A 16,357-nucleotide genomic window follows, 5' to 3' on the forward strand; every position below is an offset into this window, starting at 1 on the left:
CGTTTGTTGGCGCGTTTATTTTTCAAACAGCATAAGCGGCATAGGTGACGGCACGACATCGCGCGGCTGGTCGCGGTTCTGTGGCAAGGTCGCCCAGGCCAGCAGGTAGTGGTGCCCACCGGCATTCAACTCCACCTGATTGAGCTGCATGTCCGCCGGGATATCCATGCCCTTGATTTCAGTGGCGAATAGCGATGGCGGCGCGGGCGTTTCGGCCACCCGTGACAGGTCGGTTGCGCGCAGATGCAACTCGGTGGCGACGCCCTGGCGCGTCACCGGAATGATCACCTCATCGCCACGGGCATAGGGCGCCTTGAGCGTCACCTCGAAACAAGCGACCCGTTGCCGCCGAACTCCCAGCGATAGCCAGTCCAGTTGCTGGCCTGGACCAGATGCCAATGGTCCTCTTCGAAGCGCGCCACATAGATTTGCGTGTGTCCGGCGGCATCATATTTGTGATAGGCGATAAGCGGGCGCGCGTCCGCATCGAACCCGATCAGGGTGTTATTATTGATCATGCCGCCGCCCACGGGAACCGGATCGACAATCTCGGCGCTTCCGTAGGTCATGGGCAGAACGATCGGTGTGCCGTCGGCCTTTTGCCAATGAACCAGATCGGCGCTGCGGGCATAGCTCAAATCGTGGTTGGTGGCGGCGTCGGGCGTTTCGCGCCACACCCAGGTCATGTGAAATTGGCCGTCCGGCCCGATCACCGGCCCGACCGGATAGGCGTTGCGCTTTCCTTCACCGTCGGTCAGAGGCACATTCAGCAAAGGCGCCCAGGCCCGCCCGTCATAGACCGTGTAGATATCGTTGCCGTTCCCCGAGCCGCCATCGCGATATTTGAAAATCAACCGCCCGGCCCGGTCCTTCAGAAAGACGGGATAGGTCATGCGTACTTCCCGCGCCCGGTCGACAAGGACCGGCAAGCGCCTGAGGCTTTCGGCGTCATCCGGCTTGGCCGCCGCATAATAGGTCAGCGGCGACACATGCATATTGGCGGCGACATGCAGCCGCCTCACCGGATCGATGGCCATGGCGATGTAGTTGTGACTGTCCCAGCCCACCGCGATGTCCAGCCGCGTATAGCGCCACGCGCCGCCGGCGATATCGCGCTCCGCTACGGTAAGGCGGCGATCGGCGTCATAGTATCCGACAAACAAATGCCTGTCCGACGCAGCCATAGCGAAGGCAACCGGATGCCCGGCCCATACCTGATCGATGACGTCCGCCCGCGCCGTCACAGGCGATACCGCCAGGCTCAGCACAGCTATCAATCCGGCCATCCAACGCATTTGGGTGCCTCCTTTCCACACGGTTATAGACTTACAACGCCTTGCGAAAGGTCAGATTATATCTGTGCCCGCCTATGGCATGATGGCCGGGTTTCAGGGTGAGAACGCCGTGAAACGCATTGCGCGCCGGACCGCCCCAGACGACGACATCGCCATGATGCAAAACGAGTGTCTCCACCGGATCGCTGCGCCTCAGCCCGCCGAACTGAAACCTCGCCGGCAGGCCCAGCGACACCGACACGATGGGGGCGGAAAAGTCGCGTTCGTTGCGATCTTGGTGCAAGCCCATCCGCGCGCCCGGCGTGTAGAGGTTGATCAGGCAACCGTCCGGCGTGAAATCGAAACCGGCCACTGCCGCCGCCCTTTGCGCCAACCCCACGAAGACAGGCGGCAGATCGGGCCAGCGGCGGCCGCTCACCGGGTCTTCGCGGCTATAACGATAGCCCTGCGCGTCCGTCACCCAGCCGACGCCCGCATTGGTCATGGCCACAGACATCTGGCCGCCGCCCGGCACGGTCATCTGGCGGAAAGGAGCCTCGGCCGCAATGGCGTCAATGGCGGCCACCAAGGCGACGTCATCGCTTTCCGCGAACCGCCGCAACACCGTGACGCCGTCGCGGGCGAAGCTATCGCCGAACAGATCAGGCTGCGTCATGGAATATGATCCCCAACACATGCCGTTGCCCTGACCTAACGCGGGACACACCATGGCGCATGTTGACGCGATAGCTGCCGCGCGTCCCCATGACCGGCCGGTGATGGACGGCGAAAACGACCGCATCGCCTTGCTGCAACGGCACGACTTCGGCCCGCGACTGCATCCGGGGCCGCTGTTCAGTCAGAACGAACTCTCCTCCCGTGAAATCGGCCTGCGGCCGCGACAGCAGCACCGCCGCCTGCAACGGAAAAACGTGTTCGCCGTACAGGTCCTGATGCAGGCAGTTGTAATCCTCGGGCCCGTAGCGAAGCAGCAGCAGTGTCGGTCGCCGCTGGCCAGCAGCATGGCATCGCGCCAGAAAAGTCTCATGATCGGGCGGAAAGCGCGTCTCCAGCCCCATGCGCGCCTGCCATAGATTGGCGATCGGCACCAGTTGTGGATAAAGCCGGTCGCGCAAACCGGCCACCGGATCCGGCAAGGGATAGCTGAAATACTTGTACTCGCCGCGTCCGAATCCGTGGGGTGCCATATGGATGTGACTTCGGAACAGAGGCCGGTCGTAAAGCGCCGCCAGACCGGCGCAATCGGCCGGCGGCACACACCCGGGCAGGATGGCGTAACCGTAGCTGTCGAGATCGGCCTGCATCGCCTCGGGCATCACGCGCCCTCTTTCAGCAGCAGAGCGCGTTTGCGTTCGACACCCCAGCGATAGCCGCTCAGCGCCCCGTCGGTCTTCACCACCCGATGGCACGGAATGGCGACCGCCAGAGCATTGGCCGCACAGGCTCCTGCCACCGCGCGAACCGCCTTTGGAGCGCCGATGGCGTCGGCAACCTCGCTATAGCTGCGCGTCTCGCCTGGCGGGATGGCGCGCAGAGCCTGCCAGACGCGTTGCTGGAAGGCTGTGCCGCGAATATCGAGCGGCAGATCAGGCATCTGATCGCCGTCGATCATGCCGACCACCTGCGCCACCGTCGCCTCAAAGGCGGCATCCGCCCCGATCAGATTGGCCTTGGGAAAGCGGTCCTGGAGATCGGCGGCCAGCGCCTGCGCGTCGTCGCCCAGGGTAATCGCGCATATCCCCTTCTCGCTTTGGGCCACCAGCACCGCACCCAGCGAACACTGGCCGATAGCGAAGCGAATATCTCCCGCCCCGCCGCGCTGAAACTGGGTCGGCGTCATGCCGAGAATGGCATTGGAGCGTTCGTAGAAGCGTCCGTTTGACCCGTAACCGGCATCATAAAGCGCCGTTGTCACCGCCTCGCCGGCTGACAGCCCGTCCCGGACGCGACGGGCGCGATGGGCATCAACATAGGCTTTCGGCGTCAGTCCGGTGACCGATTTGAACAGGCGATGAAAGTGATGGGGCGACAGAGCAGCGCGGGCGGCCATCTGGTCCAGGGACGGCGCGTCTTCGGCGCCTTCGATGAAGCGGCAGACCTCAGCGATCAGACGCGCCTGTTCGGCCTGACGGCTGTCACCACGCGGGCGGCACCGCAGGCACGGCCGGAAACCAGCCGCTTCGGCGGCGTCGCAGCTTGGATAGAAGTCAACGTTTTCGCGACGCGGTAGACGCGAGGCACAGGACGGGCGGCAATAGACGCCGGTCGTTTTGACGCTGTAAAAAAAGTCGCCGCCGGCGCGATTTTTCAAAGCGTCCCATAACGCGTCGGACGATGTGGCGGTTTCAACGGGCATGGACATTAACATAGCAGTTTCCTTACAAGGTGACGATGCCGCACCGTGCCACTTTTCCCGCCGCGCCGAACTCCGCCCCTTGCGCTGCAATTCGTTTATACATTAAGCGAAATAAAACGGGTGGCTGCTAGATTTCCACATCGATTTTTTGCGCACAGGTATCGCACCGAAGAAAACGGTCGCGTCGGTCCGTTGCCGCAATCTGAGGACAGTGCTTATTTTTACCGTCAAAGTCATGACCGTGCTTAATTTGTCGCCTGCGCGCCTTGCGGGCCTCCCGGCCGCCGCCCTGATGATGGCGGGCGGCGCCTTTGCGCAGGCCACGCCGCCCGTCGCAACGGACACCCCCCCGCCGCAAGCCGCTCCGGATACGACACCGATCATCAGCGACGACGCATTTACTGCTGCCCTGCCATCGCTTGACGACACGCAACCGGCATCGCCCGTTCCACCCCAACAGACTCAGACGCCCGAGACTCTGGCACCCAAGGCTCAGGCGCCCGCACAGGGCCAGCCCCAGGCGGCAATGCCCGCAGCCGCCCCGGCGACGACGGCCACAGACCCGCAAGACCCCGACGCCCTGGCGCCCGTCACTACAGCCCAGGACACCACGCTTGATGCGCCCCTGCCGCCCCTGTCAGGCTATGACGTTCAGCCGAACCAAGGCATGGTCGCGACCGAAACCGTCCAGCCTGTGATCACCTATGTCACTGTCGTTGATGGCCTGCATGCCATCAAACTGAACGATGAGTTCAAGGCGCTGAGCTCGCTCGACGCCGGCAAGGGTAAGGCGGTCAATGTCGCCCAGGTTCGCGCCCGCGCGACCGAGGACGAAGCCATCATTCTGCGGATGCTGCAAAGCCGCGGCTATTACGACGGCACAGTCACGACCGCCCTCACCACGCCTCAGGTCGCCGGACAGCCGGTCCAGGCCCATATCGTCGTCGTGCCCGGTCCCGCCTATACCTTCGGGGCCATCAAGGCGGTTGCCAAGCCGACCGAGCCGTCAGATCTGATCCGTAACGCCATTCCGCTTTCGACCGGCGATCCCATCATCGCCTCCAACGTTATTGCCGCCGAAGCCAATGTCAGCGTGGTCATGCAACAGACCGGCTATCCCTTCGCCAAGGTCGGTCAGCGCGACATCCTGCTCGACGGTGCCGCGCATACGGGGGATTACAGCCTGAACGTCGATACGGGCAACCGCTCGCGCTTCGGCGGTTTCAAAAGCGATGGCAAGCAAGCCTTCGGTGCCGACCACGTCGCGGTGATGACGCGCTTCGAAAAGGGCGATCTCTACGACAACCGCCGGGTCGACGACCTGCGTGAAGCACTGGTGGCGACCGGTCTGTTCCGCTCGGTCGCCGTCGAACCCGTAGCCACCGGCACCTTTGCCGATGATGGCACCGAATATGTCGATCTGCTGGTGCACCAGCAACGCGGCCCTTATCGCACCCTGGCGGCGCAGCTTGGCTACAATACCGGCGAAGGCTTCACCGCCACCGCCTCCTGGCAGAACCGCAACATGTTCCCGCCGGAAGGCGCGCTGATAGTGACCGGCTCACTCGGCACTCAGCAACAGGGGCTGACCACGACGTTCCGGCGCACCAACGCCAAAAAGCGTGACCGTACCTTCCAATTGTCGGCGACCGCGTCGCACAATATCTATGACAGTTACGAAGCCTATACCGCCGGAATCAGCGGCCAGGTGTCACGCGTCTCAACGCCCTTGTGGCAAAAGGTGTGGACCTGGTCCTACGGCTTTGATGTCACCGCGTCCCAGGAAGCTACGGGCGGATTCAACAAATATATCGGCAACACGGAAAACTATTACGTTGTCGCCTTGCCGACCCGTATCGGCTACGATCGCTCCGACAGCCTGCTCAACCCGACCCTCGGCTACCGGGCGTCGGTCGAACTGACCCCCCAAGTTTCCTTGCAGGGCGGCAGCGGGTCCAGTGTCCGCACCATTATCGATGGCAGCTATTATTTCCCGGTCAATGAAAAGTCAGTGATCGCCGCACGCACGCGACTGGGCTTCATCTTGGGTGGTTCGCTGGACAAGATCGCGCCATCGCGTCGGCTATATGCCGGTGGCGGCGGGAGTATCCGTGGCTATTCCTATCAGCAGGTCGGACCGCTCGACGACACTTTCAACCCGACCGGCGGTCTCAGCCTGTTCGAAGCGTCGGTGGAATATCGCTATCGCATCGGCAATATCGGCATCGTGCCGTTCGTCGACATCGGCCAGGCCTATATTTCGACGACGCCGACCTTCGACAATCTGCGCGTCGGCGTGGGCATCGGCGCGCGCCTATACACCAATTTCGGCCCCATCCGTATCGATGTCGCCACCCCGATCAACCGCAGCAAGGAAGTGGGCGAGCCCCTGGTCGCCCTCTATGTTGGCATAGGACAGGCATTCTAGCATGGCCCGACGCCCCCGCTCCCCTAAGCCGCCCCAAACGCCTGAAAACAGCGCGCCCGAAAACGGCACACCTGAAAACGGCGCACCCGAAACCTTGCCCGCAACCATATCGCCAGCGCCTGCGGACGAACCGCAATACGAGCCAGAAAGCGGGCCAGAAAGCGGTCCTGAAAGCGAATCGCCCGCCGAACAAACGCCCGCCCCGCGGTCGCGACGCCCCTTCGACTGGCGGCAGGTCAACTGGCTTAAGGTCGGCCGCAACCTGGCCCTGCTGATTGTCGGTCTGGCTATACTGGTCGGTCTCGCCCTCACCTCGCTCAATACCTCGCCCGGCCGCCGCCTGCTGATCCAGTTCGCCACGGGCATCAAGCTCAATTCCGGCCTCCAGGTCGAAATCGGCGATATCGACGGCTCGCTCTACGGCGAAATGACGCTGCACAATGTCAAGGTGAAGGACCTGAAAGGCGTCTTTATCCAGAGCCCAGCCATTCACCTCGATTGGCGGCCTTTCGGCTATCTCACCAAGCACGTCGATATCCGCGACTTTTCCAGCCCGCTGATCGAGATCATCCGCCAACCCGTGCTGAACCCAAGCCAGACCCCGGAATCGAACGGCCCCCTGCTGCCCGATCTGGCCATCGACGTCAACCGCATCCAGATCGACGCGCTTCAGATCGACGCCCCGGTCATGGGCCAGGCCCACGTCCTAACCATCACCGGCGGCACACATATCCGGCGCCAGCGCGTGCAGGTCAACACCCTGGTCGTATCGGAAAAACAGGATCGCCTGCGCGTGGTCGTCGATGCCCGTCCCAATGACAACCGCCTCGACATGAAGGCCGACCTGACCGCGCCGGCCGACGGCGTGGCGGCGGGTTTGCTAAAGTTCGATAAGGCCTTTACCGCGGGCCTGTCGGGCCAGGGCACATGGACACAATGGAACGGCCGCGCCGTCGCCAATTTCGGCGAAGACAACCTGATGGACCTGGCCGTCAACGCCCAGAACGGCGTCTTCCATCTATCCGGGCCGACCCATCCGGATCAGGTGCTGACCGGCGATACCGTCGCCCTGTTGACCCCCGCACTGATGATCGACCTCAAAACCACGCTTAAGGACCGCGCATTGGATAGCGTCATGGCCGTCTGGACCGACGCCGTGCGCATCGACGCCAAGGGCGTCGTCGACCTCGGCGCCAACCATTTCCGCAAGCTGGAACTGCATGGGCGCCTGCTGAAACCGGACGTCCTGGGCAAGGATTTCACCGCATCGGATCTGCGCGCCGACCTGTTGCTGGACGGCGGTTTCAAGACGCCCCGCATCGATTACGACCTGGCCGCCAAGCGCTTCGAGCTGGGCCAGATTCGCCTGATCGGCTTTACCGCCAAGGGCAAGAGCCGCGTCACCGATACCGGCGTCATCGTGCCCATCGCTGCACAACTGACCTCACTCACCGGCATCAACGAACGCGTCGATCCGCTGCTGACGCACCTGACGCTCAACGGCGATGTGCGCCTGGAAAACGGCAAGCTAAGCAGCAATACCGTGCGTCTGGCGTCCGACCGCATCAAGGCGACCGCGACGCTGACTGGTGATCTCAGCGCCAACCGCTACGTCGCCAATCTCAAGGCCAATCTCAACAACTATCCGGTCGCCGAAGTGGGTGTGGTCAATCTGGCCACCACAGCCGCGGTGACGATCAATCACGGCAAGGTCAGCGTCACAGGCCAGGCCAATGCCCAGACGACGCGGATCACCAATGCGGGCCTAAACGGCTTTCTGGGCGGGAATGCCAAACTGTCCGGCGGTTACGCCTATACCGAAGACGGCACGGTGGTGCTCAAGGCCTTATCGGGCAAGGCGCCGAAATTTACCCTGATCAGCGCTTCGGGCCTCCTGACCCGAACGGGCGGCATCCAATTACAGGCCAAGGCCAATTCGACCCAATACGGACCGCTCGATGTCGTGGCGTCCGGATCGCTTGATCACCCCAATGCCATCGTCAAGGCCGCCAATCCGGGGCTGGGAGTCAAGATGGTTGAGGTCACGGCCCGCCTGACCGCCACGCCGCAGGGCTTCCAGGTCAATGCCGACGGTGGCACCGCATACGGCCCCTTCCTGGCCGATGCCCTGGTCATGACCGGCAAACCGCTTAAGATCGATATCCACAAGGCGACCTTCGCCGGCATAGACGCCGCGGGCCTGCTGACCCATACCGATGCCGGTCCGTTCGCCGGCACCTTGGCCATCGGTGGATCGGGCCTGAAAGGCACAGCCGTCCTGAGCAGCCAGGGCGGCGATCAGGCGGCCGTCGTGAACGCCACCGGCAACGGCGTCACTGTGCCCGGCGACATGAAACTCTATGTCGGCCGCGCCATCATCGCCGCCAACGTCGTGCTGCACGACCAGATGACGCTGAACGCTGACGTCCAGATGGCCGACATGCGCTATCAGGATTTTGTCCTGGCCACCGGCCGCGCCAAGCTGGCCATGACCGGCGAAAACGGCACGGTGCAGGCCATCGCCACGGGCAAGAAGGACGTTCCGTTCAACATCGCGCTCAACGGCACGATTGCGCCGGAGACCTACACCTTCGCGGCCCAGGGCAAGGCCAACGATATCGCGTTTAAGCTCAATCATCCCGCCGTCATCCGCAAATCCGGTGACGAGTGGATTTTGAAACCCGTCAAGATCGTCATGAGTACGGGCGATATCGACCTGTCGGGCCGGTTCGGTGACACGCTGAAAGCTCAGGCGCGCCTGAACAATCTCGACCTGTCGCTGGCCAATATGGTCCAGCAGGATCTGGGCCTGACCGGCATGGTCAATGGCGCCATCGATTTCAGCCGTGTCGGTAACGGCTTCCCGACGGCGCGCGCCAATCTCACCATCAGCCGATTTTCGCGCACCAGCGCCGCGGTCGTTTCGGCCCCGGTCGATATCGCCCTCGATGCGCAACTGAACCCCGACCGCCGCCCGGACGACAACTATGTCCACGCCCTTATCCGCCAAGGCTCGGCGACGGTGGGCCAGGCCCAGATCAGGCTGGCGCCCGCCAATGGCGGGGACTGGGTGGCCGATCTGCAATCGGGCGCGATCAGCGGCGGCGTACGCTATAACGGTCCCGCCGGCGTGCTGTTCTCGCTGAGCGGCCTGCCGCGCCAGACCCTGTCCGGCGCCGTCGCCGTGGCCGCCGACGTATCCGGATCGATCAACCAGCCCCATTTTTCCGGGGTCATCAAGGCCAATAGCCTGACCTATGATAACGAAGACCTGGGCACCCGCATCACAGCCATCGCCCTTGACGGCAAATTCACCGATGACCGTCTTGAGTTGACGCGGTTCACCGGTCGCGCGGGTGAAGGCACAGTGATCGGCGCAGGCTGGGTCGGGCTAGCCGCCACGCAGAAATTCCCGATGTCGGTCCATGTCGAAATGACCAATGCCCGCCTCGCCCGCTCCGAATCCATCAATTCGACCGTGTCGGGCACAATCGACATCACCAATACCGAGGCCGATGGCGGCCTGATCAAGGGCGATCTGCGCCTGCCGCAGTTCAAATATGTCATCGTCAAACAAAAGGCGGCCGAAGTACCGGTGCTGGACGGCGTGCGCCGCAAGGGCGAGGACCGCACCCCCGCGCCATCGGCCCAGTCCCTGCCCGCCTTCTGGCGTCTCGATATCCAGGCCCGGGCCGACAACCAGATCTTCGTCTCCGGCATGGGTCTGGAATCGGAATGGTCGGCGCGGATGCACATCAGCGGCACCACCAAGGATCCGCGCGTCGTCGGCACGCTCAAGGTCGTGCGCGGCAATTACACCTTCGCCGGGCGCTCGTTCGATATCGATAACGGCACCATCACCTTTGACGGCGGGCCTGTGACCGATCCCGAAATCAACCTGTCCGCCAGCGCCACCGTGCAGGACATCCAGGGTGTTATCAACGTCACCGGCTCCGCCCAGCGGCCGAGCATCGCCTTCTCCTCCACCCCAGCCCTGCCCCAGGACGAAATCCTGTCGCGTCTGCTGTTCGGTGAAAGCGTCGCCAACATCTCGGCGACCGAAGCTTTGCAACTGGCCTCCGCGGTCAACGGCCTGAATGGCGGCAAAGACTATCTCAATCCGCTCGGCGCCCTGCGCGCGGCGACCGGCATTGATCGCCTGCGCGTTGTCAGCGCAGACGCCAGCACCGGGCGCGGCACATCGCTGGCGGCCGGGAAGTACCTGACGAACAATGTCTATGTCGAAATCGTCACTGATACGAAGGGCTTCACCGCAACCCAGCTCGAAATCGCCCTGTCACGCTCGCTGAGTATCCTGTCCACCATGGGCAATACGGGCTCCGGGGCCAGCGTGCGTTATTCGAAGGATTATTAGGCGCCCTTAATTACGCCGTCATAAACATCAAGGTCACCTGTGGTGAAGCAACAGAAGACGATCTCCTCCAGCGGAGACCGGGCGGCAGTCCGTGTCGCTTCCAAAGCAATCGGCGCCGCATCCCATATCGGATAACCAAATATCCCGGTGCTGATGCTCGGAAAAGCGATTGTCCGCACGCCTGCGTGCATCGCAACTTCAATGGAACGACGATAACAGGCAGCCAGCAGTTCCGGCTCACCATTGTCACCGCCCCGCCATACCGGTCCAACGGTATGGATGACGAATTTCGCCGGTAAGCGGTAGCCGGGCGTGATCTTGGCGTCGCCGGTACGGCAACCGCCCAGCAAACGACAGGCATGGACAAGTTCTGGCCCGGCCGCGCGATGAATGGCCCCGTCCACGCCTCCCCCACCCAGCAACGACGAATTGGCGGCATTGACAATAGCATCGACGTCAAGTCGCGTGATGTCTCCCTTCACCGCCGTAAACCGTACCATTAGGCCAACTGCTTTCTTACATCTTCCAGTATACGACCCAGCCAGTTCTCACCGGTGCCATCCTGGCCGCAACCCCAGAAATAGTCGCCAGGGGCGTTTTCGACAATGGGCCGGTTTCCCGTCTCGCGTAAAAGCGCAGTCAAGGCGGCATGGGTCTGAAATTTCTTGAGGACCGCTTTGCGCATGATATCGACCTTGACAGCCTCCCAATCCGGACGCAGCGGCACGGTTCGATCGCGGCCAAGAGCGGCCGCCTGTTTCGCAGTGGATGCCCGCCGGATTTTTTCGCGATATTGCGGATTTTCAAACTTCTGGGCCTGAAAATAGTGCTCGACCGTCGCCCACCACAGACCATCCATATCTATGCCACGACGCGAGAAGTTGGAGAAATCGCCATAGCTTTCCAGTGGGGTATAGAAATAGACGGGCTCAATCACGCCTGATTTTCCAACCCGCCGAGAAACGCATCGATGGCATCCACCGCTTCGGGTTCATCCAGCATCGGCGCGTGGCCGCGATTGGCGACCGTGACGGCGTGCATGGCGGGGTGGCGCTCCAGCATCTGGCCGAAAGTCGCCTCGGTCAACAGGTCCGACAGCTCTCCGCGAATACCCAGGATCGGCAGCCCTTTCAGAGCGTCCCACAACGCCCACATGTCCGGCGGCGCGACCACAGGCCCGTCGGGATCGAATGCGCCCGAAATCGCCGGATCGTAGGACGACACCGGCAATCCCGCCGCATCGGCGTGATAGGTCCGGCGCGCGAACGCCATCCAGTCAGCCTCACCATAGTCAGGGAAGCAGACATCATTCGTTTGCTTCGCCCGGGCGGCAGCATCGGCCCAGGAGGTAATCGGCGGCGACTTGCCGACATAACTGCGGATGCGCTCCAATCCCTCGACGGCGATTTCCGGCCCGACATCGTTGATGATCAGCCCGGCCACCGACTGGGGCGCCATGGCGCCCATGATCATCGCCATGATCCCGCCCATGGAAGTCCCGACCAATGCGGCGCGCGCCATCCCCAGATCGCCCATCAGTTTGAACATATCCTGCACATAGACGGCGGGCGTATAGTTGGCCGGTTCCGCATCCCATCCCGACAATCCGCGCCCGCGTTGGTCCGGCACAATCACCCGGTAACGCGGTGACAGGTGCGCCGCCAGCCAGTCGAAATCCGCCGCGTTGCGCGACAGGCCATGCATGCAGATGACCGGCAGGCCATTGCCGCCGTAATCGCGCGCATACAGCCTTAGCCGGGCATCGTGGCTGTCGTAATAGATGTCGGAAAAGGCGGCCACGGAGCACTCCTGTTGTCAGATCGTGCCCGAGGCTAAACCAATTCATCCGGCGCGCAAGGCCTGCCCCGTTTCGCTGGACTAGAAAGCCACGTAAGGACCGACCGCGCCGCCGGCCGTGCGCCCGGCAATGGCCGTGTAGACCCGCTTGCCGTAGAAGAACGGCAGGCCGAAATCGAAGCTGCTGGTAAAGGCGTTCAGGCTATCGAAGGCATGCGGATCGCCGCCGATGCCAGGCAAGACGTAATAGGGTGTCTGGACCAGGGTGTCCGCGTTGTCGAGCGTGAAGTTCACCGTCTTGGTGGCGCCGTTCGCACCGCTCAGCACCGCGCTCAGGGCCAGCGAACTGGTCGGGCAGTAGAAGCCCTTGAGATTGCCGGTGCACAAAGGAATGGTTGAATCGGTGAAGCCGTAGAAGTTGGTGCCGCTATCAACGAAGCTGCGGGTCAGGGATTGGCCCTTATAGGTCGAGGTCAGGTAACCGTTGTTGAACTCGCTCAGGATCGTCTCCGTGCCCAACATGTTATTGGACTGGGTATTGATGCCGAAATAAAGCGTGCCGTTCAGTGTCGCGGCGCCTTGGCCCGTCACCGCCGGCAGGACGACAACCGTACCGTTATTGTTGACCGCCATGCGCGCCACCGGGTTAGGAATTTGCAGGGTCGTGGCGAAGGTCGTCTGCGTGCACGATCCGCCGGTGCAGGCATAATAATAGCCATTGCTGGCGGTACTGGCGCAATAGCTGCCGCAATCGAGCACGCTGTCACCAATGCCGATAATGCCATTGGCACCGAACTCCGCGATGGTGTCGTGCGCCGTTCCGCCGGTCGATGAGCAGGCGGTCGGGACGGTGGCATAATCCCCCGTATCGCCAATCACCATGAAGGGCATGGAACTGACGCTTTCTCCACCGATCGTCATGTCCGTCGTGCGCACCGAACCGAAGACATAGCCATCGACATACTGATAGCATTCGCCGACTCCGGCGGTGCCTTGCATGGTCTTGGGCAAGCCCGCGCGCATCTGCGCCGTCAGCGCCTCATATTCGATCCGCAGGCCGGTCGATCCGGTATCCATGATCACATGATCTATGGTCTGGCATGTCACCGTGCCGGGTACGCAGATTGTCACGGTGACAAAGGGAATATTGACATTGCCCGTCGCCTGCGCTGGCCCGGCATCGACCGATATCGCCGTGAAATTGGTCAGTGCGGCGCTGCTGGACGACGAGGAGGAAGAAGAGGACGACGAACTGGTCACGCCTCCACTGCTGCTGCCCCCGCTGCTACTGCCGCCACTTCCGCCGCCACCGCAGGCGGCCAGGATAAGAAAGAAACCGATGCAGAACAGGCGCTTCATCACTGCTCCCCTTCTTGCAGCATCTGCGGGCTGACGCCCGATGGCGCCGCCGAGGGCAAAAAGGCCATGCCCCAGAAGGCGCCGCTGTGGCCGCCGGTGCGGACGAGGAAGTCGCTGTGCGTCGCCGCCAAGGCACGCCGGGCGCGAATGCGGCCCGTGTTCTGGTTATCGGCCTGGAAACGGGTAAAATAGCTGTCGCCGAACAGGCTTTTCAGATCGGGACGTTGCGGCCCGATCCAGCTGACGGCGAACACCGTACCGTCCGTCCGCGTATATTCGCGGACGATCGTGGCGTTTTCCAACGTCATTTCATGGACCGTGTAGCCGATACCCGGCAGTCGTGTCAGACTACGGGGCGCCAGGCGGGCCCGGTCACGTTCAACCGAGTCGAGCTTGCCGCCGAGCGTGGCGTGGGCGGGCGTGGCGCCGCCGACAATCGCCAGGGCGAGCGCGATGACCGGTGGCGTCGAACGCACCCAGGTCAGGCAGGGCCAGGACCGCATACCGTACTCCTACACTAGAGCAAAAAATTAGAGCCATGAGGCGACTCAACTGAGCCGATGAGTGCTCTAAGGTTCGGCCAAAGTATCCGCGATAGCGATTAATGCAATATGATGATTTGCCAGAGCGCTTTCCGAAAAGTGTATTGCACTTTTCGGATAAAAAAGCGCGTAAAACAAACACGTAGAGCGCCGATCTGATTCAGTCAGATCGGCGCTCTACCCGTGGTCGAAGCGAGCGATCAGGCGATAGGCGGCTCCGTCGAACACCTGGCGCACAGTCGTCACGCGTGCCTTATCGCGCCAGGTCCGGCGGTCAACCACCAGGCACGGCGCTCCGGCATCAAGCCGCAGATGCCGCGCGATCTGGCCTTCCGCGACCGCCGCGCTGATCTGGTTTTCGACATGGGTCCACGGCACGGCGCCTAGCAGCCAATGCCCTGGCGATTGGCGCGTGAAATCGATGGTTTCGGCATCTGGGACAGCCTCCAGATTGATCAGCCGGCGCTCAAACGCCAGGGGCTTGGCCGACGCGAAATGCAGGCCGGTCAGGCTGATGACCTGGCCGCTGCCGGCCAATTCCCTCTCTTCGTCGGTACTGGCGGTGCGGATGGTGTAGGAGAGGAGCTCGAAATGATAGGCTTCGCCCCGCGCCGTAATTTCGTGCTGAATGTCCGGGATATCAAGCACGGTGGAGTCAAGACGCGGCAGGCGCACGAAGCTACCGGCTCGCTTGCGACGCTCGATCAGCCCCGCCTCGTCCAGTGGCGTCAGCGCCTTGTTGACCGTCATGCGCGACACGCCATAGTGCGCCATCAGTTCGTGTTCGAACGGGATGCGATCGCCAGGCTTCAATGCGCCAGAACGGATCTGGCCTTCGATATCGTCACGGATTTTCTGGTGCAGAGGCTTCATGCCGACAGCTTTTGCATAAGTTGACGATAGTCGGCAAGAATGGCGTCACGCGCCACATGGCGACCGCCCGAAACCTGCTTACGGCCGAACCGCCACACGCAGTCGATGGGTGAACGCGCCGAGGCGAAGATAAAGGCGTCAAGCGTGCAATCCAGACTTACGATATCCGCCGGCTGGCCGACATCCAGCCCTGCCGGTGCCCCCAGGGCCTGCCCGCCGTCTAGCGCGCGGACATAGAGATTATCCAGCACGTTGCGTTCACGAAGGAACAGGCGCTGGCCATATTCCAGTAGCCGCAACTCTTCGGCGACACCGATCAGCACATTGGAATCCGAACCTATGCCGAAGCGCCCGCCGTGTGCCAGATAGTCACGCGCCGGAAACAGGCCATCCCCCAGATTGGCTTCGGTTACGGGACATAGACCGGCAATGGCTCCGGACTTGGCCAGGCGCTTCGTTTCCGCCGCCGTCATATGGGTGGCGTGCACCAGGCACCATTGCCCATCGACCGGCGCGTGATCGAGCAGCCAGTCAACCGGACGCTGGCCGGTATGGGCGATGCAATCCTCAACCTCACGCACCTGCTCGGCGATGTGGATGTGGATCGGTCCGCCCTCGGCCATCGGAATCAGGGCCGCCAGTTCGCCTGGTGTCGCTGCGCGCAGGCTGTGCGGCGCAATGCCGACGCAAGCGTCATCTAGCCGCGCGACATGGCGGCGGCTGGCCTCCAGCAGGCGCTGAAAGCCGTCCAGGTCGTGAATGAAGCGCGCTTGCGCCGCCGTGGGCGCCTGACCGCCAAATCCGGCATGCCCATAAAACACCGGCAGCAGGGTCAGACCGATGCCGGTCATCTCCGCCGCCATGACGACCCGCGCGGCCATCTCAGCCGGATCGTCGAACCGGCCGGTTTGTGGGCCGGTTTGGGGATGATGCAGATAATGAAATTCGCCGACGCGGGTGAAGCCCGCCTCCAGCATTTCCATATAGGCCATACTGGCGATGATTTGAAACGCGTCCGGGTCGATGCGCGCCTGAAACCGGTACATCTGGTCGCGCCACGACCAGAAACTGTCCGGTTCTGTGCCCCGGCATTCGGTGAGACCGGCGATGACGCGCTGAAAGGCGTGGCTGTGCACATTGGGCATGCCCGGAACGCCGACCGCATGCTGTTCGCCCTGCGGCTCGGTATCGGTGGCAATGGCGGCAATCCGGCCATCGGCAATGGTCAAGCGAACGCCGGCCTGCCAGCCATTTTTCAGCAACGCTTTTTCAAACCATAGTGATGACATGGGCCTTGCATTCGATATGTCTATACATTATTCCGTTATGTAT

At 62.5% G+C, this 16,357-nt stretch carries 14 protein-coding genes; 2 read left to right on the plus strand and 12 right to left on the minus strand.

The window, feature by feature from the left end; genetic code table 11:
• Positions 1 to 15: 15 nt before the first annotated feature.
• Genes RCJ00_RS05580 through ada form a run of 5 tightly spaced genes read right to left on the minus strand, consistent with a single transcriptional unit; the run spans position 16 to position 3,663 of the window.
• Positions 16 to 324 (minus strand): hypothetical protein, encoded by a 309-nt coding sequence (locus RCJ00_RS05580; RefSeq protein WP_316220766.1) that lies wholly within the window; start codon positions 322 to 324, stop codon positions 16 to 18.
• Entirely contained in the window at positions 321 to 1,295 is a 975-nt protein-coding gene (locus RCJ00_RS05585) for a BNR repeat-containing protein (RefSeq protein WP_316220767.1), read from the minus strand. Before RCJ00_RS05585 ends, RCJ00_RS05580 begins: the two co-directional genes overlap by 4 nt.
• A gap of 31 nt (positions 1,296 to 1,326) precedes the next feature.
• Positions 1,327 to 1,950, minus strand: coding sequence for a DNA oxidative demethylase AlkB (gene alkB / locus RCJ00_RS05590; RefSeq protein WP_316220768.1), 624 nt, complete (start codon positions 1,948 to 1,950; stop codon positions 1,327 to 1,329).
• On the minus strand, positions 1,937 to 2,611 hold the full coding sequence (locus tag RCJ00_RS05595) for a 2OG-Fe(II) oxygenase (RefSeq protein ID WP_316220769.1): 675 nt from the start codon (positions 2,609 to 2,611) through the stop codon (positions 1,937 to 1,939). Before RCJ00_RS05595 ends, alkB begins: the two co-directional genes overlap by 14 nt.
• Entirely contained in the window at positions 2,611 to 3,663 is a 1,053-nt protein-coding gene (ada, locus tag RCJ00_RS05600; RefSeq protein ID WP_316220770.1) for a bifunctional DNA-binding transcriptional regulator/O6-methylguanine-DNA methyltransferase Ada, read from the minus strand. The genes RCJ00_RS05595 and ada overlap by 1 nt, the downstream gene beginning before the upstream one ends.
• Positions 3,664 to 3,886: 223 nt before the next feature.
• Here ada and RCJ00_RS05605 point away from each other — a divergent pair, with 223 nt between their 5' ends.
• Both RCJ00_RS05605 and RCJ00_RS05610 read left to right on the plus strand, forming a co-directional pair.
• A complete protein-coding gene (locus tag RCJ00_RS05605) occupies positions 3,887 to 6,079 on the plus strand; it encodes an autotransporter assembly complex protein TamA (protein WP_316220771.1) in 2,193 nt (730 codons plus the stop codon).
• Position 6,080: 1 nt separating this feature from the next.
• Positions 6,081 to 10,454, plus strand: a complete 4,374-nt coding sequence (locus tag RCJ00_RS05610; RefSeq protein ID WP_316220772.1) for a translocation/assembly module TamB domain-containing protein — start codon at positions 6,081 to 6,083, stop codon at positions 10,452 to 10,454.
• Here RCJ00_RS05610 and RCJ00_RS05615 read toward each other — a convergent pair.
• The 7 genes from RCJ00_RS05615 to RCJ00_RS05645 all read right to left on the minus strand — a co-directional run bounded on the left by RCJ00_RS05615 (position 10,451) and on the right by RCJ00_RS05645 (position 16,314).
• Positions 10,451 to 10,954 (minus strand): O-acetyl-ADP-ribose deacetylase, encoded by a 504-nt coding sequence (locus RCJ00_RS05615; protein ID WP_316220774.1) that lies wholly within the window; start codon positions 10,952 to 10,954, stop codon positions 10,451 to 10,453. The two genes, RCJ00_RS05610 and RCJ00_RS05615, sit on opposite strands and share 4 nt — an antisense overlap.
• Positions 10,954 to 11,391, minus strand: a complete 438-nt coding sequence (gene ybiA / locus RCJ00_RS05620; protein ID WP_316220775.1) for a riboflavin biosynthesis intermediates N-glycosidase — start codon at positions 11,389 to 11,391, stop codon at positions 10,954 to 10,956. Before ybiA ends, RCJ00_RS05615 begins: the two co-directional genes overlap by 1 nt.
• The gene (locus tag RCJ00_RS05625; protein WP_316220777.1) at positions 11,388 to 12,254 is read right to left on the minus strand and encodes an alpha/beta fold hydrolase; all 867 of its coding nucleotides are present in this window, start codon (positions 12,252 to 12,254) and stop codon (positions 11,388 to 11,390) included. Before RCJ00_RS05625 ends, ybiA begins: the two co-directional genes overlap by 4 nt.
• 78 nt (positions 12,255 to 12,332) lie before the next feature.
• Entirely contained in the window at positions 12,333 to 13,610 is a 1,278-nt protein-coding gene (locus tag RCJ00_RS05630; protein WP_316220778.1) for a DUF3443 domain-containing protein, read from the minus strand.
• Positions 13,610 to 14,113 carry a DUF2844 domain-containing protein gene (locus RCJ00_RS05635; protein WP_316220779.1) on the minus strand — a complete coding sequence of 168 codons (504 nt, stop codon included), beginning with the start codon at positions 14,111 to 14,113 and terminating at the stop codon, positions 13,610 to 13,612. The genes RCJ00_RS05630 and RCJ00_RS05635 overlap by 1 nt, the downstream gene beginning before the upstream one ends.
• A gap of 216 nt (positions 14,114 to 14,329) precedes the next feature.
• Positions 14,330 to 15,025, minus strand: coding sequence for a histidine utilization transcriptional repressor HutC (gene hutC / locus RCJ00_RS05640; RefSeq protein WP_316220780.1), 696 nt, complete (start codon positions 15,023 to 15,025; stop codon positions 14,330 to 14,332).
• A complete protein-coding gene (locus RCJ00_RS05645) occupies positions 15,022 to 16,314 on the minus strand; it encodes a formimidoylglutamate deiminase (RefSeq protein ID WP_316220781.1) in 1,293 nt (430 codons plus the stop codon). The genes hutC and RCJ00_RS05645 overlap by 4 nt, the downstream gene beginning before the upstream one ends.
• Positions 16,315 to 16,357: the final 43 nt, after the last annotated feature.

The sequence above is a fragment of the Asticcacaulis aquihabitans genome (assembly GCF_032490435.1).
Classification (GTDB): domain Bacteria; phylum Pseudomonadota; class Alphaproteobacteria; order Caulobacterales; family Caulobacteraceae; genus Asticcacaulis.

Excerpts from the sequence above, each read along its gene's own strand:
- RCJ00_RS05615 (WP_316220774.1), bottom strand. The coding sequence starts at position 10,954 with ATGGTACGGTTTACGGCGGTGAAGGGAGACATCACGCGACTTGACGTC.
- alkB (WP_316220768.1), bottom strand. The coding sequence starts at position 1,950 with ATGACGCAGCCTGATCTGTTCGGCGATAGCTTCGCCCGCGACGGCGTC.
- ada (WP_316220770.1), bottom strand. The coding sequence starts at position 3,663 with ATGTTAATGTCCATGCCCGTTGAAACCGCCACATCGTCCGACGCGTTA.
- RCJ00_RS05645 (WP_316220781.1), bottom strand. The coding sequence starts at position 16,314 with ATGTCATCACTATGGTTTGAAAAAGCGTTGCTGAAAAATGGCTGGCAG.
- RCJ00_RS05595 (WP_316220769.1), bottom strand. The coding sequence starts at position 2,611 with ATGCCCGAGGCGATGCAGGCCGATCTCGACAGCTACGGTTACGCCATC.
- RCJ00_RS05585 (WP_316220767.1), bottom strand. The coding sequence starts at position 1,295 with ATGCGTTGGATGGCCGGATTGATAGCTGTGCTGAGCCTGGCGGTATCG.
- RCJ00_RS05635 (WP_316220779.1), bottom strand. The coding sequence starts at position 14,113 with ATGCGGTCCTGGCCCTGCCTGACCTGGGTGCGTTCGACGCCACCGGTC.
- RCJ00_RS05610 (WP_316220772.1), top strand. The coding sequence starts at position 6,081 with ATGGCCCGACGCCCCCGCTCCCCTAAGCCGCCCCAAACGCCTGAAAAC.
- RCJ00_RS05630 (WP_316220778.1), bottom strand. The coding sequence starts at position 13,610 with ATGAAGCGCCTGTTCTGCATCGGTTTCTTTCTTATCCTGGCCGCCTGC.
- RCJ00_RS05605 (WP_316220771.1), top strand. The coding sequence starts at position 3,887 with ATGACCGTGCTTAATTTGTCGCCTGCGCGCCTTGCGGGCCTCCCGGCC.
- hutC (WP_316220780.1), bottom strand. The coding sequence starts at position 15,025 with ATGAAGCCTCTGCACCAGAAAATCCGTGACGATATCGAAGGCCAGATC.